Below are 21417 nucleotides of genomic sequence, written 5' to 3'. Positions count from 1 at the left end.
CTGATTTAAATACGCTATCTCAACAGGAGTCATCAAAATGGCAGTTATTAACGGTACTAATGCAAGTGAAACCTTAAATGGTACAGCAACAGATGACACCATTAATGGTCTTGATGGAAATGATAGTCTTAACGGTGGCTTGGGTAATGATACCCTAGATGGCGGAATAGGTAACGATACCTTAAATGGCGGTGGTGGTACAGATACAGCCTCTTATAGCTCATATGTGTCGGGCACTACGGCGGGGGTTAATGTCAGCCTAGCCATCACGACTGCTCAAAATACCTATGGTTTTGGTACAGATACTTTAATTGCAATTACTAATTTGACAGGCTCAAATTATAACGATTTTCTTTACGGAAATAGCTCCAACAATGTCTTGAGTGGTTTGTTAGGTTCTGACCGAATTTATGGAGCTCTAGGCAATGATAGTTTATTTGGTGGTAGCGGAAACGATGCTTTATATGGTGAGGACGGTAATGATGCTCTAGATGGTGGAGCAAATCATGACCAGCTGTTTGGTGGAGTTGGTAATGATAGTCTAGTTGGTGGTAGCGGAAATGATGTCCTAGATGGGGGAGATGGTGTAGATACGCTTGTTGGTGGTACAGGAGGTGATATTTACTATATTGATAGTAATGATGCCGTTATTGTAGAGCTTGCTGCCGAAGGAACAGACACAGTTCATGCGAGCTTTTCAGGTTATACCTTAGCAGCGAATACAGAAAATCTTTATTTAACATTTGGGGTTGCTAATGGTAATGGTAATACTGCAAATAATGTCATTAATGGCAATAATTTAGCAAATATTATAAATGCAGGCGATGGAAATGATACTGTTTGGGGAGGAGAAGGTAATGATACTCTAAATGGTGAAAATGGTAATGATATTATTCGTTCTGGTGAAGGAAACGATAGTGCCACAGGGGGAATAGGCAATGACTTTTTATATGGTGAACAAGGCAATGATACCTTAGTCGGAGGTGACGGTAATGATACTTTTGTCGGTGGACTCGGCATTGATAGTATGGTTGGGGGATTAGGAAACGACACATATTATATTGATGATGCAGGTGATGTTGTTGATGAAACTACAGGTAACGGTAATGACTGGCTATTTTCTGAAGTGAGTTATTCGATTGCAGCCTCAATTAATGTTGAGAATATTAAACTACTAGGCACAAGTAACTTAAATGCAACAGGTAATACAGGAAATAATGTTTTAAAAGGTAATGAAGGAAATAATTCACTCGTGGGCGGTGATGGTAACGATACCTTAATGGGCGGTACAGGTATTGATACCTTAGTGGGAGGCAACGGTAATGATTATTATTATATAGATGCTTCTGACGTTGCAATTAGTGAAGCAGTGGGGGCAGGTATTGATGTTGTTTATGTTGACTTTGATTATACATTAAATGCTAATTTTGAAAAATTAGTATTACTAGAGACAGATTTAGAATTAGATGGTACAGGTATAGATGGTACAGGTAATGATATAAATAATACCATCACAGGTAATGCGGATGGCAATACCTTAATAGGTTTAGGAGGGAGTGATATTTTAGACGGTAAAGCCGGTAACGATAGCCTCGTCGGTGGTATTGGTAACGATATTTATTATATAGACAGTACCGGTGATGTGATTGTTGAGTTTACTGCTGAAGGAAATGACCAAGTAAATAGCCTGATTAGCTATACGCTAGGCAATAATTTGGAAAACTTAACATTAGTTGGCTCAAATAATGTTGATGGCACAGGGAATACCTTAAAAAATGTGATTCGTGGTAATAGTGCAAATAACACTATCATAATACAAAATACTATTGCAGATGCGGACACTGCTTATGGTGGTGCGGGTGATGATACCTATTATGTAGATAATCTAGATACGGTGACCGAATTAGTGGGTGAGGGTATAGATACTATTTATGCCAGCCAAACATTTAATTTAACCACTAATGGTGCCAATGTCGAAAATATCTATCTACAAGGAACGGGTAATATTAATGCAACAGGCAATACCTTAAATAATTTACTGAGTGGTACAACAGGGAATAACTCACTATCAGGTGGCGATGGTAATGACACCATGATTGGTAATGGCGGTGTAGATACGCTTGTTGGCGGACTCGGTGATGATATTTATTATATTGATAGTACAACAGATGTCGTTACAGAAGCAGCAGGACAAGGTACAGACATCATGTACTCCAGCATTATTGGAACCACAACAATTGCCGCTAATGTCGAAGAATTAAGACTGATTGACAGTGCAACTAATGCCAATGGCGATGCGAACGCAAATATCATTTATGGCAATACAGAGTCTAATACTATTAATGGGTTAGGTGGTGCAGATACCATGTATGGTGGTTCTGGTAATGATATTTTTGTTGTAGATAATACGGCTGATGTGGTTATAGAATATACAGATGAAGGTTTTGATACGATACAAACCTCAGTTACATATACAGCCTCTACTAATGTCGAAAATATCCTGATTACTGTTGCTACGAATGGCATTAATGCAACGGGTAATACCTCAGACAATGTGATAACAGGTGGTGGTGGTAATAACACCTTAACAGGTTTAGACGGTAACGATTATTTAGTAGATGATTTAGGAGCTGACTCTTTAGTCGGGGGGGATGGTAACGATACCTTAGATGGTGGCTCAGGTAACGATACCCTCGTAGGCGGATTAGGTGATGATTTATTTATCATTACTGCAGGCACAGATACTATTTCTGATTCGGGTGGCTTTGACACCATTCAGATTAATGCCACAGTAGATGTATCAGGACTGGGTGGTGCATTTGAACGAGTTGAATTAACAGGAACAGCAAATATTAATGCCACAGGTGGCGCAGAAGATAATCAGCTAATTGGTAATACAGGTAACAACAGTTTGGTTGGTGGTAATGGTAATAATTACCTAGAAGGCGGACAAGGTAATGATACGCTAACATCGGGTACAGGTAACGACACCTTGAGTGGGGGTGCAGGTACAGATAGTTTAGCAGGGGGTGCGGGTAACGATACTTATTATATAGATAGCACGGATACAATTAACGAAGGTGCAGGCGCAGGTACAGACACTGTACGTGCCTCCTTTAATTATACGCTTCTCACTAATTTTGAAAATTTAGTTTTGGAGACTGGTGCCGTAAATGGTGCAGGTAACACGGTTGCTAACGCGATTACAGGTAACTCTGAGGATAACTCTATTAACGGTGATGCGGGGAATGATACGTTAATTGGAGGAGATGGTAATGACACCTTAACGGGTGGTAATGATAACGATGTATTAAATGGTGATGCGGGCAATGACCGCTTAGATGCTTTAGCGGGTAATGATACTTTAAATGGTGGCATGGGTGATGATACCTTTATTATAGACAGTCTAACACTCGATATCTTGAATGAGTCTACAAATGAAGGAACAGATACGATAGATTATCGTGGGACAGCCGCAGGTACTGTAAACCTGACAACAACCTATGCAAACTTTGAAAATGTCATACTTGCTACTGGCAGTGGAGCGACTACAGTCACAGGTAATGTTCGTAATAACACTATCGTTAGTAATGATAGTACAGGCAACACCTTAGATGGTGGTGCTGGCGATGATTACTTAGACAGTAGTAATACGGTGCAGGGTACATCTGGACTTGATTTAATAACAGGTGATACCTTAATTGGTGGTGAAGGGAGTGATACTTATGTTGTTAATACTTTTGATGAATATGATGTAAATAATGATGGCATTCTTTCTGATGATGATTTCTTAGTGGGTCAGATACCGCGTATTGTCGATACTATTACAGAAACGGGTACGACTGGCTCTGACACTCTGATTATCATATGGAATGATGTTGATGACGAGGAAATCGATGGTGGTGGTTCTTATACAGGGCCTATTTTAACAGCTAATACAGGTAAAGAAACGGTTACCATAGACCTAAATACGGGTACAAATGATTTTACCCATCCAGGGACGATTTTTGTTGGTGGTGGTAATCTAGAGAATGTCATCTTTTATACAGGTCTGGGCTATGGGGATGATTCCAAAAACATTAATGGTAATGGCGCTAATAATATTTTAATTGGTGCAAGTGGCGCTAATGTCATCAATGGTAATGACGGTAGTGACACAATTGATGGTGGTGTAGGAAATGATTCATTATCTGGTGGTAATGGAAATGATGTTTTATATGATGTTTCGGGTACTGACACACTAATTGGTGGTGCGGGGAATGATATTTATTATATTGACCAAGTAGCAGATATTGTTGCTGCATCCGAAGCTAATGGAACTACTGGGGGAATAGATACCGTTAACCTACTAGTCGCTGACACTAATACAGTAACCATTGATTTAACCAGTGCATTTGGTGGGAGTAGTCGTATTGAAAACTTTACCTTATCAACTAAAGATACAGTAATTGCAACGGATTTAACAACTAGTGGAACAGCAGTCGCTATTTATGGAGGAACTTCACCGGCAGGTGAAGACGTTACTAAGGCCTTTGATGATAATACAGGAACAAAATATGTTAATAACTCAGGGGCTTCTACAGGTGTGTTAGTTGATATGGGAACTGCTCGTCTGATTACAGGTCTAGGCTTAACGACAGCCAATGATGCAATGTATAGAGATCCTACCAGTTACAGTATTTACGGTTCTAATACCAGTACATCAGCAGGTATGGTACTCATCAGCAGTGGAGCCCTTGCTCCGCCGGATGCACGTAATACAGCCTATCCCGATATCTATTTTGCTAATGAAACAGCCTATCGCTATTATCGTATTGTGTTTGAATCGATTCGTGGTGGCGGTGGTGATACCTTGGTGCAGGTCTCTGAAATTCGTTTAGCACAGAGCCCAACACTCAATATTACAGGTAATGACGCGGATAATATTATTCGTGCGAATAGTTCAGAACTACGCCCTGCTAATGATACATTATCGGGTGGCAATGGTAACGATTTATTATACGGTTATGCAGGGCAAGATAGTCTAATAGGTGGCGCTGGTAATGACTTTATCGATGCGGGAACAGGTAATGATACAGTAAATGGCGGCAATGATAACGATACTATTTATGGCGGTACAGGTAATGATAGTTTAGATGGTGGTGCGGGTAATGACAGCCTGATTGGTGGTGCTGGCAATGATATCTATAGTATAGATAATCCTAGCGATTTGGTCACTGAATTATCTGACGAAGGAACTGATAGAGTAAATTATAGTGGTACGGCAACCTACACTTTGGGCGACTATGTAGAGCAGTTGTATGTGACTGGTTCGGGCAATGGTATTGGTAATGATGAAGATAACCTCATGGTAGCAACTGGGAATGCTGCTGCAAACCAGCTGAGTGGCGGTAATGGTAATGATACCTACTATATTAATATCAGTGAGGGGGACAATGTCATAGAGGAGCTAGGCCGCGGTAATGATGATTTGTTAGTAGTGTCAGCCAATACGACAGCAACTTATACTTTATTAGACAGTCAATATATTGAACGCATTCTTGCTGACGGTAATCAAGTTATCACCATTAATGGGAATAATCAAAGTAATACGCTTTTGGGTGATTATGTAGGCAATGTCACTAACCCAACCATACAGCAAAACCTCAATGGAGGAGCAGGTGATGATGTTTATTATATTGGCCTAAATGATACCGTCACCGAGACAGCGGGTAATGGATTTGATACTGTTTGGGTCTTAGCGGGTAACTTTACCATTACTTCAGGCGTTGAGCTAGAAGTGGTTGCTGTTTCTGGTACGCATACAGGTAGTTTAACAGGCAATACATCTACTAACTATTTATATGGTAATTTTAGTACAGGTGCGAATACCTTAACAGGTAATGGTGGTAATGATTTCTATTTTGTAGGCGCAGGTGATAGCGTCGTTGGTGGTGCGGGTACAGATATTGTCTATACGTACACTAATAATTATACCATCACGAATACGACCGTAGAACAACTGATTTTTATCGAAGATGCAACTATTATTACAGGTACAGGTAATAGTTCAGCTAATTACTTACTAGGCAATAGCTTTAATAACGTCTTAAATAATGGAGGCGGCGGTAACGATACCTTAGATGGTGGCATAGGGGCTGATACTCTAAACGGTGGTACAGGTAACGATACCTTAGTAGTAGATAATCTCTCTGACTCTATTGTAGGGGGGGGAGGTACAGATGTCGTACAGTCCAGTATTACCTTCTCTATTGATACCGCTTCAGATGATGTGGAAAATCTAACCTTGACAGGTAGTGCAGATATCAACGGTACAGGTAATAGTGTCGCCAATACTGTCACGGGTAATACAGGGAATAATACCTTAGATGGCCTAGCGGGTTCAGATACGATGGTTGGTGGTTTGGGTAATGACACCTTTATTGTTGATGTTGTTGGTGACACTCTTACTGAATTGCTAGACGAGGGCATCGATACCGCAAATGTGAATATTACTACCGCTGGTACAACCTATACTTTAGCCACTAATGTCGAAAATATTATTCTGTTGGGTACTACAGCCATTAACGGTACGGGTAATGGTTTAGCTAACTTATTAGATGGTTCGCAGAACAGTGGCGCAAACATTTTACGCGGTTTAGGTGGTGATGATATTTATATTGTAGGAACAGGCGATACTGTTGATGAAACAACGGGCGGTAATTTAGGTAGTGATACTATCGTAGTTAAAACTGCTGGTGCCTATACTGTCTCTGGCACCATAGAAAACTATATATTAGACGATATTGTCGGTACAGCGAACCTATTGGGAGATGTAAGTGCCAACTACCTATTAGGTAATAACTCTGCTAATACCTTAACGGCTTTAGCTGGTAACGATACCTTAGATGGTGGGGCAGGTGTCGATACACTCATTGGTGGTTTAGGTGATGATATTTATTTTGTGGATGTTGTGGGTGAAACGCTGACAGAAGTCGCGAATGAAGGAACAGACACTGTGTATAGCGAAGCCAGCTATACACTCTTAGCTAATTTTGAGAATCTTGTCTTATTAGGCTCGTCAAACAATAATGCTACAGGCAATAGTACAGCTAATCAAATCACAGGCAATGCTGGCAATAATACGCTAGATGGTGCAGGTGGAGACGACATTTTTGAAGGTGCTAAAGGTAATGATTCAATTATCGGGGCATCGGGTAATAATACCTATCTATTTGCACGCGGTGATGGTGCAGATACTGTTACAGATACGGCTGGTTCTGATACCTTAAACTTTGGTATTGATGTCGATTTAACACAAGTATGGTTTACCCATGTTGGCAATAATTTAGAGATTAGTTTGATTGGCTCTACAGATAAAATTACGATTGTTGATTGGTATGTGTCTACGGCTAACCGTGTTGAACGTATCAGTGTACAAAGTGGTTATTATTTAGAACAGGATAATGTCGAAGCCTTAGTACAAGCGATGGCCAGTATTCCCGCTCAAGCAATTGGCGAAACGGACCTCCGCCCAGAAAACTATGATGCCTTAGAATTAACCTTCTTTAGCACATGGCAAAGCTAAAAACGTAAAATTAAGCCCTCTTCTACTACGAGATAGAGGGCTTTTTTACACACGTATCTTGAGCTTATAGTAATCTCCCGTATAATCGCCCCTTCATATTTTTAGTTTTAGATAATATGTTCAACTCAGGTCCTCAGCATATACCTGCTGTGATTGAACAAAAAATCTGAATGAGAATTAACGAGAATTTGTCAAATATAACGTCATATTCGCTTGATACGTAAGTGAGAGCGACTGATGTTCTTAGGCCACAAATTCTTCTTTGCTTTTGCCCGAGTTAGAGGATGCCATGCAAGTTTCCGTAGAAAATGTTTCTGGTTTAGAGCGTCGCTTAAAAATTTCTGTACCAGCGACCCAAGTTGAACAAGCTGTTAGCAAAAAAATTAACCAAACAGCACGTACGATTAAAATTGATGGTTTCCGTCCTGGAAAAGTACCATTAAATATCGTTAAACAGCGTTATGGTGCTAGCATTCGTGCTGAAGCCTTAGATGACATTATTCGTGACAGCTATGTTGCCGCCGTTGAGCAATCGCAATTAAAAGTAGCAGGCTATCCTAATATTGAGCCCATTAGTTTTGCTGAAGGCAAAGATGTCGAGTTTGCAGCAGTCGTAGAAGTTTACCCCGAAGTCACCGTCGCTGACTTTGCATCTTTAACAGTAGAACGTCCTAGTTCTGAAGTCACAGATGCGGACGTCACTAAAATGATTGAAAACTTACGTCGTCAACGTGCTAAGTGGGAAGATAGTAGCGAAGCAGCGGCTGAGCAAGACCGCTTAGTCATTGACTTTGAAGGTTCTGTCGCAGGCGAAACCTTTGAAGGCGGTACAGCAAAAGACTTCTCCATTACCATTGGTGCCAACCGCATGATTCCAGGTTTTGAGGAACAGTTGGTTGGTACTAAAACAGGTGATGAAACAACGATTACGGTGACTTTCCCTGCCGACTATCAAGCGGCTAACTTGGCGGGTAAAGAAGCACAATTCAAGATTGCAGTGAAAAAAGTTACTAAAGCCGTACTGCCTGAATTAGATGCTCAGTTTTTAGAAGCCTTTGGTGTCAAAGACGGTAACGTCGAACAATTCCAATCGGATGTTCGTAAGAACATGGAGCGTGAATTACGTAATGGCGTGCGTGCTAAAGTGAAAGGTGCAGTATTTGAGGCCCTTGTTGCCGCTAACCAAATTGATTTACCAAAAGCCTTAGTCGCGGACGAAATTGGTCGTCAACGTCAACAAGCGATTCAGCAATTTGGTGGTAAAGCCGCTAATATCAAAGCAGAAATGTTGCCAGATGAGCTATTTGCTGAAAACTCACGTCGTTCAGTTGCTTTAGGTTTGTTGGTTAGCGATATTATCGTTAAAAATGAACTGAAATTAGATGCTGAACGTGTACGCTCTTTTGTTGAGGAGATTGCACAGTCCTATGAGCAGCCCGCTGAAGTGGTACAATGGTACTACAGTAATAAACAGCAAATGGCACAAATTGAATCAGCTGTTTTAGAAGACCAAGTAGTTGATTTGATTTTAGCAAAAGCGCAAATTACGGATAAAGCCGTCAGCTATGAAGAGTTGTTACGTCCACAACAATAATTGCGCTGTCTACAGGTGTACGATAACAAGCCTCGAATGTAGAAGCCGCCATCTACACTGATACAAGACTCCCATTGGGAGTCTTGTTGTTTAAGGGCTGTGTGCCTGTTCACGCATATTAAATCAATTATTATTAAAGCCATACTGTCTATGTTATGGAGTATGCCCTCTGCCGTTCATCTAAAAAGACGCGCATATCCCAAAGTGTTTGTTAGTTGCGTATGGATTCTGTCAATAATCTGACTTAGGGGCAAAAAGGATTAGACAGCGTCTAGATTAGCGCAACTATTTCTGCTAAAAGAGAAATGTCCCAAAGTAGCAAAATTTTATCACCCAAGAGTTTGGTATAAAGACTGAGGGCTGAAGAGTTGCTTCATCACCACGATGAGTCGTCATTGTGCGGTCTAAGGTGATGGCGTGTATTCAGAGAGTGCCTATTAGAGATAATGAATATGATTCCAATGAATAGTGGCCTTGTGCCAATGGTAGTCGAGCAGTCTGCCCGTGGTGAACGTGCCTTTGATATTTATTCCCGTTTATTAAAAGAGCGTGTCATTTTTATGGTTGGTGAAGTGGAAGACCACATGGCTAACCTGATTGTGGCGCAGTTATTATTTTTAGAATCAGAAAATCCTGATAAAGATATCCATTTATATATCAATTCTCCAGGGGGTTCGGTGACAGCAGGGATGGCGATTTATGACACTATGCAGTTTATTAAACCCGATGTTAGCACCATTTGCGTAGGTCAAGCCTGCTCAATGGGGGCATTTTTGTTAGCGGCGGGAGCACAAGGTAAACGTTACTGTTTGCCAAATTCACGGGTTATGATTCATCAGCCGTTAGGTGGCTTTCGTGGTCAGGCTTCTGACATCGCGATTCATGCACAAGAAATTTTAAAAATTCGTTCTCGTTTGAATGAGTGTTTAGCACAGCATACGGGGCAAGAGTTAGCGCGTATTGAACGTGATACAGACCGTGATAATTTTATGGGCGCAGAAGAAGCTCGCCAATATGGCTTAATTGATGCTGTCTTAGAGAAGCGTTTATAAAACCTTGATATATACTAAAAAGAGGTATTGCTTTATCGCATATTGAGCAAAGGCAATACCCTTCGATGGATACCCATATCGTTGACTAAGTACGAATCCATCAGTCTCGTTTTTAACCATCAGACCTAAGCATGATGTTTAGGGGAAATACCATAGGAGTTTTATGGCACTTGCGTTGACAAATACCTTACCGTGTTCATGTCAAGTGTCATAAACTAAGAGGAAACGTAATGAGTGACGACCGTAAAGCCCGCAATGAAAAAATGCTATTTTGTTCATTTTGCGGTAAAAGCCAACATGAAGTCTCGAAGTTAATTGCAGGGCCCTCGGTTTATATCTGTAATGAATGCGTCGAGTTATGCAATGATATTATTCGCCAAGAGCCACAAGAAGAGGCAAGTGGCCAAAAAGTACGTGACTCCCTACCTGTCCCGCACGAAATCAAGCAAACTTTAGACGATTATGTGATTGGTCAAGAGCAAGCCAAAAAAGTATTAGCCGTTGCGGTATATAACCACTATAAGCGCTTGCGTGCAGGCATGAAAAAAACCACCAGCGGTGGTAAACAAACCGCCGATGTCGAATTAGCCAAAAGTAATATTTTATTGATTGGCCCTACAGGTTCAGGCAAGACCTTATTAGCAGAAACCTTAGCTCGTTTGTTGGACGTGCCGTTTACTATGGCCGATGCCACGACGTTAACCGAAGCGGGTTACGTGGGTGAAGATGTTGAAAACATCATTCAGAAGCTGCTACAAAAATGTGACTATGATGTTGAAAAAGCGCAACGTGGCATTGTTTATATTGATGAAATCGACAAAATATCGCGCAAGTCAGAAAATCCTTCGATTACCCGCGATGTCTCAGGTGAAGGGGTACAACAAGCCTTATTAAAACTTATTGAAGGTACAATGGCCTCTGTGCCGCCACAAGGTGGCCGTAAACACCCTCAACAAGAGTTTTTACAGGTAGATACCTCAAACATCCTCTTTATTTGTGGTGGTGCATTTGCAGGTCTGGAAAAGGTCATCTTGGGACGCTCCGAAAAAAGCGGTATTGGTTTTAATGCCAGTGTCAAAAGCAAAGAGCAAGAAAAGAGCGCAGGTGAAGTATTTAAAGAGGTAGAGCCAGAAGACCTAATCAAATTTGGTTTAATTCCTGAGTTTATTGGTCGTTTACCTGTGATTGCAACTTTAGAAGAATTGAATGAAGCGGCATTGATTCAAATTCTGACTGAACCACGAAATGCCTTAACTAAACAATATCAAAAATTGTTTGAGATGGAAGAAGTCTCTTTAGAGTTTAGAGAAGAAGCGATTAGCGCGATTGCTAAAAAAGCGATGGAGCGTAAAACAGGCGCTCGTGGACTACGTTCGATTGTAGAGGGTGCACTGTTGGGGACTATGTACGACTTGCCCTCTATGGAAGGTGTTAGCAAAGTTGTTGTTGACGAAAAAACTATCACCGACATGACAGAGCCTCTTTTGGTTTATAAGAGTGAAAGTACAGAGGCTCAAGCCGATAAGCCGAAAGACACACCAAACTTAAAGGCTTCCTAAGCTGGAGTATATGCACTCATCTTGCGCTTCAAAGCCAAGATGGGTGCACAAAATTAGCACAAAAGCACTTTTTTTCGTTAAATTTCTCCGTCTACACCTTGTAATTTCCCAATATCTCCCTAAAACAATACATATTCGTAGCAATTATTGCGCTATCGAGACAGCCAAGTGAATACCGTGCTTAATATGGTCTTTTGGGTGCTTGATAACATACGACCCAACGAAGTTAAAGCATTGCTGGCAAACTCTTTGCAATGGTTGATATACAGGACTCAGGCTTCTCGTATTGTTTGATGTGACAATGGTTGATTGACAAAAATCAAAGCAACCATACCACAGCGTATCAATAGTCAGGGATTTACTCAGTCTTTAGCTAATGACAAAAAAGTGGCTTTGTCCCTCCCGATGTGCCACAGGAGAATGTTATGTACGAGCAAATGTTGCTTGATTTACCGTTGTTGCCATTGCGTGATGTGGTTGTCTATCCGCATATGGTCATTCCTTTATTTGTGGGTAGGGATAAATCCATTCAAGCCTTAGAAACGGCAATGAATGCCAGCAAAAAGATTTTTGTTGTTGCACAAAAAGATGCGGCAGACGATGACCCAAAACGCGAAGACTTATATACGATGGGTACCGTCGCCACGATTTTACAATTATTAAAATTACCTGATGGTACAGTCAAAGTATTAGTAGAAGGCCAACATCGTGCACAAATTGATGATGTGGTTGAAACGGGTAGTTATCTACTGGCTACTGTTAAAGAATTGAGTGCTGAATCCTTGCCAAATCACGAAGCTGAGGCCTTAGCGCGCTCCCTGCTGTCTGAGTTTGAGCAATATGTCAAACAGTCCAAAAAAGTTGCCGCTGAGGTATTGACCTCTGTACAAGCCATTAAAGACCCGCAGCGCTTGAGCGACACCATTGCCGCACATCTCTCCTTAAAGCTAGAAGAAAAGCAGCAAATACTGGAGTTAGATAGCTTACTCGACCGTATTGAACATTTAATGGGGGTCATGGAGTCTGAAATTGACTTATTAAAAGTTGAGAAGCGTATTCGTGGGCGTGTTAAAAAGCAGATGGAAAAAACCCAACGCGAATATTATCTCAATGAGCAAATCAAAGCGATTCATAAAGAATTAGGTGAGTTAGGTGAAAATGGCGGTGCAGAAAATGAGTTTGCCGAGCTAGAGCAACGGGTTGATAAGGCAGGTTTACCCGCCGAAGCACGTAAAAAAGTAGATGCTGAGTTAAAAAAATTACGCATGATGCCACCGATGTCCGCAGAGGCGACGGTAGTCCGTGGTTATATTGACTGGATGCTCAATGTACCGTGGAAAAAACGCAGCCGTATTGGCATTGACTTGAAATTGGCGCGTCAAATTTTAGATGCCGACCATTATGGCCTAGAAGAAGTGAAAGAACGTATCTTAGAGTTTTTGGCAGTGCAGTCACGCGTCAAAAAACTACAAGGGCCTGTTCTGTGTTTAGTGGGGCCGCCAGGCGTAGGTAAAACCTCGTTAGGGCAATCGATTGCCAAAGCCACAAAACGTGAATTTGTACGTATGGCTTTGGGAGGCGTGCGTGATGAATCTGAGATTAGGGGGCATCGCCGTACGTATATTGGTTCGATGCCAGGTAAATTGATTCAGCGCTTGGCCAAAGTCGGCGTTAAAAATCCCTTATTCTTGTTAGATGAAATTGACAAGATGGGGGTAGATAGCCGTGGTGACCCAGCATCTGCCTTGTTAGAGGTATTAGACCCCGAACAAAATCAACACTTCAATGACCACTATCTAGATGTGGACTATGATTTGTCGGAAGTGATGTTTATTTGTACTGCGAACTCAATGGATATTCCAGCGCCTTTATTAGACCGTATGGAAGTGATTCGTTTGCCTGGTTATACCGAAGATGAGAAAGTCAATATTGCTAAACAATATTTGATTCCTAAACAAATTGGTTTAGCGGGGTTGAGTAAAAAAGAATTAACCATTGAAGAAAGTGCAGTACGCGAATTCGTGCGTCGTTATACCCGCGAAGCAGGTGTGCGTAACTTAGAGCGTGAAATTTCTAAGGTGTGCCGTAAAGTGGTTAAAGAAGCGGTATTGGGTCAAGCCGCGACGGGTACTATAGTCGTCACCGATGAAAACTTGGCAAACTACTGTGGCGTTTACAAGTTTAGTTTTGGTAAAGCGGAAGACAAGGACCAAGTCGGTCAGGTAACAGGCTTAGCATGGACATCGGTTGGTGGTGAGTTATTAACCATTGAAGCGGTAGCCACACAAGGGAAGGGGCGTTTTACCATGACAGGTAAGTTGGGTGACGTCATGCAGGAGTCGATTAAAGCCGCGATTACCGTCGTGCGTTCACGTTCTAAGATGTTAGGTATTTCGCCTGAGTTCCATGAACAACAGGACTTGCATATCCACATTCCTGAAGGAGCAACGCCCAAAGATGGCCCCAGTGCAGGGATTGGTATGTGTACGGCGATTGTCTCGGTCTTAACAGGGATTGCAGTGCGTGCCGATGTGGCAATGACAGGTGAAATTACCTTGCGTGGCCAAGTATTGCCGATTGGTGGCTTAAAAGAAAAGTTACTAGCAGCACATCGTGGTGGCATTAAAACGGTGATTATCCCCGAAGAAAATGCTCGTGACTTAAAAGAAATTCCAGACAATATCAAAGCCGATTTAAACATTAAAACGGTGAAGTGGATTGATGAGGTCTTAGCGATTGCGTTAACACATCAGCCCACCCCCTTAGTGGATGAGAATCTGGCTGCGACAACGAATGCACCCTTAACCACAGATGAAACAGATGACGAGCGTATGAGTACACATTAGTCTTTCATTTGATGCGAGTGATGTAGATTTTTGTCTGATGAGAGCCAACAACTTGTTGGCTCTCGTTTTTGGCTCATAAATTCATCTATATATGATTCAGCATTTTCCTGAAAAATCCGCTACACTTTTGTGCTTAAGGCGGACACACGTACGGCTCCTTTCTGACAGTCTAACCGTGCTCAATGGTAGGGGCTTCACAAAGCACAGTAAAGGCTGGTGAAATGTGTTAGTCCAATGCTTTATTGAATAAGCAAATCTTTACAGCCAGCGTGGCCTCATTGTTTCACTGAATCGCTAATCGGAGAGTTCGTAATAATGACGACTAATAAGTTTGAGCAAGCAACACGGTTTGCCAAAACAAGTGCTGCCTTTATGAAAAATGCTGTGCAACGTCGTGTTAATAAGCAGAATTATATTTTGGCCGATAAGACGGAAAATGACGTCATTTTTCGTGATGGTATTATGTCAGTCAAATATTACCGTCCCTTAAGCTGCGATACGCTCATTTTAGAAAGTGGCCAGTCATTGCATGTCCGTCGTCGTCGTTTTGCTATTCCCTTAGTGATGGTGCCCCCTTTAGGTGTTTTTGCTTGGATTTTTGACTTATTGGCAGATAGAAGCCTGATTCGTTATTTCTTAGCACATGGTTTTGAAGTCTATTTGATAGACTGGGGTAAACCAACCATTGAAAATGCCGATTTGTCATTAGAAAACTATGCCATTGATTGGTTTCCTAAAGCCTTGGCAGCTATTCGAGAGCATAGTGGCAGTGATGAAGTATCGCTCATGGGCTATTGTATGGGCGGTTTATTAGCCTTAATGTATTTAGCCTCTCACCCCGAAGACGATAAAGTCACCAATCTCATCACAATCGCCAGCCCAATTGATATGCATAAAGCCAACCCTTTGGGCTTAGTGAGTCAGGTATTGGCGATGCCTGCCAGTTTAATTAGACGTAAAACAACTTTCCGTTTAGATAATTTGAATGCAGATGGTTTTCATGTCGATGGTAAGACCTTGTCGTGGTTATTTAAGATGACAAATCCCTTGGGGGTTGTTTCCAGTTATATGGAGTTGATTCGTAATTTAGCCGATGATGATTATGTTGCGCGTTATATGACCATGAATGAGTGGTTTACTAATATGCCTGATTATCCTGGTGCGACTGTCCAAGATATGATGCGTAAGATGGGCTTGTATAATCGTATGGCCAAAGGTCAGTTCAAAATTGGTGAACGTTTAGCCGATTTTAAGGCTATCCATAGCAATTTATTAGCCTTTGCAGGTGATAATGACAAAATCGTCAGCATTGCAGGTGCACGTGCAATTATGAGTATTGTCAGCTCAACGGACAAAACATTTCATATTGTGCCAGGTGGTCATGCGGGGGTGTTTACAGGCAGTAAAGCCGTTCATACCACATGGTCGATTGCTAAAGATTGGTTACAACTGCGTTCTAAACCTTATCCAAGACCAGTCAAAAATCCTTAGTTTATTTTTAGTGAGAAATTCAGATGTCTTCTTCTATACGTCCTTTTGACGGTATTTGGCCAACGATTGCCGATGATAGTGTGTTTGTTGACAGCACCGCAGTCGTGATAGGGGATGTCGAGTTGGCACAAGGTTGTTCGGTGTGGCCTTGTGCTGTGATTCGCGGTGACGTCAATAGTATAAAAATTGGTGAAGGCTCTAATATTCAAGATTTTGCCATGTTGCATGTGACCCATAAGCGACCTTCTGACCCATTGGGTGCGCCTTTAGTGATTGGTAAACATGTGACGATTGCCCATCATGTCAGTTTACATGGTTGTACGATTGGTGATGAGGTTTTGGTGGGAGTAGGTAGTATTGTACTAGACCGTGTCATCATCGAACCGCAGGTATTGATTGGTGCGGGTAGTTTAGTTCCTCCTAATAAACGATTAGAGTCAGGTTATTTATATTTGGGAAATCCAGTCAAAAAAGTACGACCGTTAACCGAGGCCGAAAAAGCACACTTTAAGTATTCGGCTGAACATTATATGCGTTTAGCAGCAAAGCATAAAAGCGGTATCTAATGGCCTAGACTTTGCAGCGTTGTAAAACTGTCACCGTGTTAGACGTCACTTATTTTGTCTAATAGTCTCATTTGGCGATAGGTAGTGCGTCAATTGACTCTGATAATTTCCCCAAAAGGTATCATCCGTTATGCAGACCCCCAGCGTTTTGAAAAAAGGCGACACGGATTCCAGTGTACTAAGCTTAAAACAGCAATTAGCTTTATCTTCAGTACCACCTGCGGATATTGTGCTCAATGAAATTTTTGATGAATCCACAGAACATTGGGTCATGGCATATCAAACCTCTGTTGGCTTAGTCGTGGATGGCATTGTCGGAGATAAAACGCGCTCGGTCTTAAATCTAGGCACTAAATCAGCCGCTTTATTGGGGCATCAAGACTTAGAACGGGCGGCGGACAGTTTGAACATTCCGTTAGCGGTGATGAGAGCACTTAACGAAGTGATTAGCTTAGGGATGGGCTTTGTAGACCACGGTTTAGCCAGTATTCGGTTTGAGCGGCATATTTTTTATGCCCGTCTAAAGCGTAATGGTCATCACATCAAAAAACTATCTGTCATGTACCCTGATTTGGTGAATCCTGAAGTGGGTGACCATTTGACTGGCATGTTAGAGTGGACGCGCTTACACCGTGCAATGAGTATTGATAAACAAGCAGCCGTAGAGTCGACAGCATGGGGTGCTTTTCAGACTATGGGCTTTCATTGGAAAGCCTTAAAATATGCATCTGTAGATGAGTTTGTTAGTAAAATGAATCGTAGTGAAGCGATGCAATTAGAGGCATTTGTACGTTTTGTTAAAGCACATCCTCCCTTGCAACGCGCCTTACAGCAAATAAATTTTACCGATTTTGCCCGTTTATATTATGGCGTCGCTTATGCAAAAGGACAGTACGACTTAAAAATAGCAAAAGCATTCGTTAAATATAGTAAAAATAGAGGCTAGTATAAATGCGACATACTAGCAGTCGCTCAAGATGGTAGCGGTGCAGCACGTGATTTTTGCACGCGATACAAATTGCGTTGAGATATTGATTGGAGAGAGCCGTGCTCTCTCGGGGTATATCATCACTAACAGGAAACGTGCTTTTGTAAAATTTGCACTGCCTCATCAACATCCATCACATATAAGCCTGCGGCTTTACGTTTAGCTGTCGCTAATTGTATAGCCCCTTTGAGGCCATGCTTTTCAATAGAATAACCAAAAATATGTGCTTTTCCGTCTTTAGCACGCCAACTGCCTGTAATATAGGGATAGACATTTTCACTGCCACGAAATGAACGCCATTGTACTTGTAATCCAAGTACGCCCGACGTATTACGTATCATTGAGGTGACCATCGTTTTTTCTGAGCTACTTTTTAGCCCCATTTCATCAAGAATTTCTTTTTCGGCAATTTTGGCAAGTTTCAGCGTTTTGCGTTTACCACCATATTTTTTTATGGAAAAATAGCGTGTTCTTCCTTTGACTCGGACTTGATAGCCCATTTCATCGGTAATTTTATTGTGTATATATTGGATGGCCATTTTGCGTTGTCAGCTCCGCATTAGTGTGTGAATATAATATTCAGCTTCAATAATCCCTAATGCACTTAAAACACATATATAATCCAATTATGTGCCCTATAATTATTAACTAAAAAAAGAAAATTCTCAAATAAAATTTGATAAAATTCAATAAAAACAATATGGTATGATTTTTATGTGTTAAGAAATATATTTATTTTTATATGCTAGGAAGAGGGGTGAAATGATTAATTAGTAGTATAAAATAACTAGAAAAATAAAATTTTCTAGATTCTTGTTTTTCGTTTTTGAATCAGTTCAAATACAGTGAATATTATTGATGGTTAGGTTATAAAAATGCAAAAAACAGCAAAAAAAATGCTACAACTGACGTTAATATGCTCAGTTTTTCTGATGGGAGCACAACCCGTATTGGCTAAAAATGAGGATAATGACTTAGATGAATTAACGGTACAGTTAGGTAACGAATGGCGTATTGTGAAAGATGATAAGCGGCGCGCCATTAAGTCATATGCCAAACTCGAAAATGATAAACGCTTCCGTTCATTTAAAGTCGAAGCGGTTATGAATACGTCGATAGATGTCATTGGTCGAGTCTTATTTGACTTTGACAACTACTATAAATGGTATTGGCAAGTTAAAGATATTAAGTTATTAAAAAAGGTTAGCGAGACAGAGCATTACTTATACCTTGCACATCATGCGCCACCGACGATTCCTGACCGTGATGTGATTTTACACACCGTGATAGAACCTTATTCTAGCAATCACCCGTATGTTATTTTTAAGGTAAAAGCAGCACCTAACTATATTCCAGTTAAGCCTCCACTCATTCGTATGTTAGCTGAGGATATGTTATTAAAAATGACGCCAATTGGGCAAAATAAAGTGCGTTTAGAAGCCGAAGGTTATGTAGACCCTAATGGCAAAGAGCCTGTTTGGGCAACTAATTTTATTCAACGGAGTGCGCCGTATTCGATTATTAAGGGACTCCAATACATGACTACCTTAGAAGAATATCAAAAACCAGCAAGCAATCCAGAGTTCACTTTGCGAGTTAATTGAAGCAAATAGTGTATGTCGCTTAATGCGCATGTTGGTATTTAGTCAGCAGCAAGAACGCAGGGATGCGTTAGCATAAATAAATGATTGTTATAGGGGCTGTTGACGTTTTGCATGTGAGCTGCGTTGTTAATAAAAAATGTCGCTTTCGCAACCACAATCAACGTGTCAACAGTACCTAATGAATAGCTCTTACTTATTGGGGGTATATAAAGATGAGGTGATAAAAATCATAGGATTATTATGAGAGTAATGTTGGGTAGATATCACTGTAATGTATAAAGCGTTTGTCTAAACTGAGTTATTCAAAGGCCGCCAAAGTTGGTCTATCAATGCCTCTAAGGGACGAAAATTGGTTTTGTAAGCCATTTTAGGACTGTTTTTGACCCAATATCCCAAGTACAAAAAACTTAAATCCATTTTCTGAGCTTCGGCAATTTGCCATAGTACGGCATAAGTGCCTAGGCTACGCTTCTCGGCATCGGTATCATAAAACGTATACACTGCAGACAGGCCATTTTTTAAGACATCACACACCGCCACAGCAATCAGCTTAAAACCATCATAAAACTCATAAAGCCATGTCTCGCTCCAGTCAGCAAATAAAAAAGATACGTACTGAGCCACAGAGGGGGGAAACATATCACCGTCCGCATGGCGATAACGGATATATTTAGCGTAAAGGTCGTAGTGTGCTTGGACATAGGTCGCAGGCACTTTACGTACAGTCAGGTCTTGATTACGTTGCCAAACACGGCGTTGTTGACGATTGGCCGCAAAAGCAGCCACAGGGATACGCACAGAGACACAGGCATGACAGCTTGCACATTGCGGTTTGTAAATATAGTTACCGCTACGACGAAAACCGTACAGTGATAATTGATGGTAGGTCGCGTTGGTAATAGAAGCTTCAGGGTCAGCAAACAGCGTAATGGCTTGCTCGTCCTCTAAATAACTACAGTGATGCGGTGGTGTACTAAAAAACTTTAAGCCAGATGATGCGGTCATGGTGTTATCCACACGTCTTTTTATAGAGAGCATAACAAATGAGGATGTCGATAGCACACGTTCAATAGACAGAGCCTTCATTCATACTAAAGTAGTTTAGATGCAAAAAATTCGCCACTCTACAAAACAAGATATCAATCCCCTCTTAAGCCGTGGCATATCAACGCCATCGGGAGTTTGATTGTCAGTCATACATTCAATCTCAGGAGGCTATTTTCATAGTAAAAAGGTCTATTTTTATATTGTTTCTAGCACGACCCATAACAGTATGAACAGTGATTGTAGATAAACGCGACGAATTTGCTGATTTAGTGTTTTAGAGACGATAAACGGTTTAGATTAAACAGGGATGCGCTTGTCCTTGCCATGCTTGCCAATTGGGCGAGCTCTGTTGTTGTTCTTGTGCCAGCATCGTTAAAAAGTCATCGCGGGGAATCGTATAAGCGCCTAAGCTCAATAAGTGATTATTGGGTAGTTGGCAATCCACTAAAGGAAATTGCCACCCTGCACAGCGTCGCATTAAAAAAGCAAAGGCGACTTTAGACGCATCGGTGGCCATGCTAAACATGGATTCACCAAAAAAAAGACGACCAAGGTTCAGGCCATATAAACCACCGACTAACTGATGGTCTGCTGTCCACGTTTCAATCGAGTGTGCAATACCCATACGGTGCAGTTGGCTATAACTTTTAATGATAGCGTCATTAATCCATGTGCTATCTGCGTAGGTACGAGGCGCAGCACAAGCACGGATGACTTGCTCAAAACATTGGTCGACAGTGATATAATATTGTCCTGACTTTTGTGTTTTTTGCAGTGAGCGAGAAGCCTTAAAATGCAAAGGATTGATAACACAACGTGGATTGGGCGACCACCATAAAATGGGCGTTAAATCTTCCTCGTTGTACCAAGGGAAAATGCCACTTTTATAAGCTAATAATAAGGTGTCTACGCTTAAATCTGCCCCAAACGCAATAAGACCCTCATCGTCAGCTAAACGGGGATTGGGAAATTTTTTAGGATGAGCAGCTAGAAAAATGGGCGACACGATGGCAAAGCTCCTTGACTTAGCAGATGTATTTTGACATAGAAGTGCGGACGTGAGTATGGCCAATCAATTCATCTATAAGGAAAATCAAAAGGTA

Annotated in this window: 12 protein-coding genes; 9 read left to right on the top strand and 3 right to left on the bottom strand. The window is 41.3% G+C overall.

Annotated elements, in window-relative coordinates:
* Positions 1 to 37 precede the first annotated feature (37 nt).
* The 8 genes from C8N29_RS07735 to C8N29_RS07700 all read left to right on the top strand — a co-directional run bounded on the left by C8N29_RS07735 (position 38) and on the right by C8N29_RS07700 (position 17621).
* Positions 38 to 7567 carry a calcium-binding protein gene (locus C8N29_RS07735; RefSeq protein ID WP_107865488.1) on the top strand — a complete coding sequence of 2510 codons (7530 nt, stop codon included), beginning with the start codon at positions 38 to 40 and terminating at the stop codon, positions 7565 to 7567.
* Between the two features lie 289 nt (positions 7568 to 7856).
* Positions 7857 to 9161, top strand: a complete 1305-nt coding sequence (tig, locus tag C8N29_RS07730) for a trigger factor (RefSeq protein ID WP_107865487.1) — start codon at positions 7857 to 7859, stop codon at positions 9159 to 9161.
* A gap of 446 nt (positions 9162 to 9607) precedes the next feature.
* Complete coding sequence (gene clpP / locus C8N29_RS07725; RefSeq protein WP_107865486.1) at positions 9608 to 10213, top strand: ATP-dependent Clp endopeptidase proteolytic subunit ClpP; 606 nt, start codon at positions 9608 to 9610, stop codon at positions 10211 to 10213.
* 263 nt (positions 10214 to 10476) lie between these two features.
* Complete coding sequence (clpX, locus tag C8N29_RS07720; RefSeq protein WP_476726618.1) at positions 10477 to 11772, top strand: ATP-dependent Clp protease ATP-binding subunit ClpX; 1296 nt, start codon at positions 10477 to 10479, stop codon at positions 11770 to 11772.
* 425 nt (positions 11773 to 12197) lie between these two features.
* Positions 12198 to 14618, top strand: a complete 2421-nt coding sequence (gene lon / locus C8N29_RS07715) for an endopeptidase La (RefSeq protein WP_239986994.1) — start codon at positions 12198 to 12200, stop codon at positions 14616 to 14618.
* Positions 14619 to 14933: 315 nt separating this feature from the next.
* Positions 14934 to 16109, top strand: coding sequence for an alpha/beta fold hydrolase (locus C8N29_RS07710; RefSeq protein WP_107865484.1), 1176 nt, complete (start codon positions 14934 to 14936; stop codon positions 16107 to 16109).
* 23 nt (positions 16110 to 16132) lie between these two features.
* Positions 16133 to 16675 (top strand): gamma carbonic anhydrase family protein, encoded by a 543-nt coding sequence (locus C8N29_RS07705; RefSeq protein ID WP_107865483.1) that lies wholly within the window; start codon positions 16133 to 16135, stop codon positions 16673 to 16675.
* Positions 16676 to 16805: 130 nt separating this feature from the next.
* Entirely contained in the window at positions 16806 to 17621 is an 816-nt protein-coding gene (locus C8N29_RS07700; protein WP_107865482.1) for an N-acetylmuramidase domain-containing protein, read from the top strand.
* 125 nt (positions 17622 to 17746) lie between these two features.
* Here the strand turns inward: C8N29_RS07700 and C8N29_RS07695 are convergent, their stop codons facing one another.
* Complete coding sequence (locus C8N29_RS07695; RefSeq protein WP_107865481.1) at positions 17747 to 18202, bottom strand: hypothetical protein; 456 nt, start codon at positions 18200 to 18202, stop codon at positions 17747 to 17749.
* A 336-nt stretch (positions 18203 to 18538) separates the two neighbouring features.
* Between C8N29_RS07695 and C8N29_RS07690 the strand changes: the two genes are divergently transcribed.
* Complete coding sequence (locus C8N29_RS07690; protein WP_107865480.1) at positions 18539 to 19267, top strand: SRPBCC family protein; 729 nt, start codon at positions 18539 to 18541, stop codon at positions 19265 to 19267.
* Between the two features lie 288 nt (positions 19268 to 19555).
* Here C8N29_RS07690 and C8N29_RS07685 read toward each other — a convergent pair whose 3' ends face one another.
* On the bottom strand, positions 19556 to 20272 hold the full coding sequence (locus C8N29_RS07685; protein ID WP_107865479.1) for an arginyltransferase: 717 nt from the start codon (positions 20270 to 20272) through the stop codon (positions 19556 to 19558).
* Between the two features lie 334 nt (positions 20273 to 20606).
* Positions 20607 to 21320, bottom strand: coding sequence for a leucyl/phenylalanyl-tRNA--protein transferase (gene aat / locus C8N29_RS07680; RefSeq protein ID WP_239986989.1), 714 nt, complete (start codon positions 21318 to 21320; stop codon positions 20607 to 20609).
* Between the last annotated feature and the right edge of the window lie 97 nt (positions 21321 to 21417).

Origin of the sequence: Agitococcus lubricus, from assembly GCF_003051055.1 — a bacterium.
GTDB classification, from domain to species: Bacteria; Pseudomonadota; Gammaproteobacteria; order Pseudomonadales; family Moraxellaceae; genus Agitococcus; species Agitococcus lubricus.
The sequence above is the reverse complement of the archived record's forward strand: the minus strand, read 5'-3'. Positions and strand labels throughout refer to the sequence as shown.

Excerpts from the sequence above, each read along its gene's own strand:
- C8N29_RS07735 (WP_107865488.1), top strand. The coding sequence starts at position 38 with ATGGCAGTTATTAACGGTACTAATGCAAGTGAAACCTTAAATGGTACA.
- tig (WP_107865487.1), top strand. The coding sequence starts at position 7,857 with ATGCAAGTTTCCGTAGAAAATGTTTCTGGTTTAGAGCGTCGCTTAAAA.
- clpP (WP_107865486.1), top strand. The coding sequence starts at position 9,608 with ATGAATATGATTCCAATGAATAGTGGCCTTGTGCCAATGGTAGTCGAG.
- clpX (WP_476726618.1), top strand. The coding sequence starts at position 10,477 with ATGCTATTTTGTTCATTTTGCGGTAAAAGCCAACATGAAGTCTCGAAG.
- lon (WP_239986994.1), top strand. The coding sequence starts at position 12,198 with ATGTACGAGCAAATGTTGCTTGATTTACCGTTGTTGCCATTGCGTGAT.
- C8N29_RS07710 (WP_107865484.1), top strand. The coding sequence starts at position 14,934 with ATGACGACTAATAAGTTTGAGCAAGCAACACGGTTTGCCAAAACAAGT.
- C8N29_RS07705 (WP_107865483.1), top strand. The coding sequence starts at position 16,133 with ATGTCTTCTTCTATACGTCCTTTTGACGGTATTTGGCCAACGATTGCC.
- C8N29_RS07700 (WP_107865482.1), top strand. The coding sequence starts at position 16,806 with ATGCAGACCCCCAGCGTTTTGAAAAAAGGCGACACGGATTCCAGTGTA.
- C8N29_RS07695 (WP_107865481.1), bottom strand. The coding sequence starts at position 18,202 with ATGGCCATCCAATATATACACAATAAAATTACCGATGAAATGGGCTAT.
- C8N29_RS07690 (WP_107865480.1), top strand. The coding sequence starts at position 18,539 with ATGCAAAAAACAGCAAAAAAAATGCTACAACTGACGTTAATATGCTCA.
- C8N29_RS07685 (WP_107865479.1), bottom strand. The coding sequence starts at position 20,272 with ATGACCGCATCATCTGGCTTAAAGTTTTTTAGTACACCACCGCATCAC.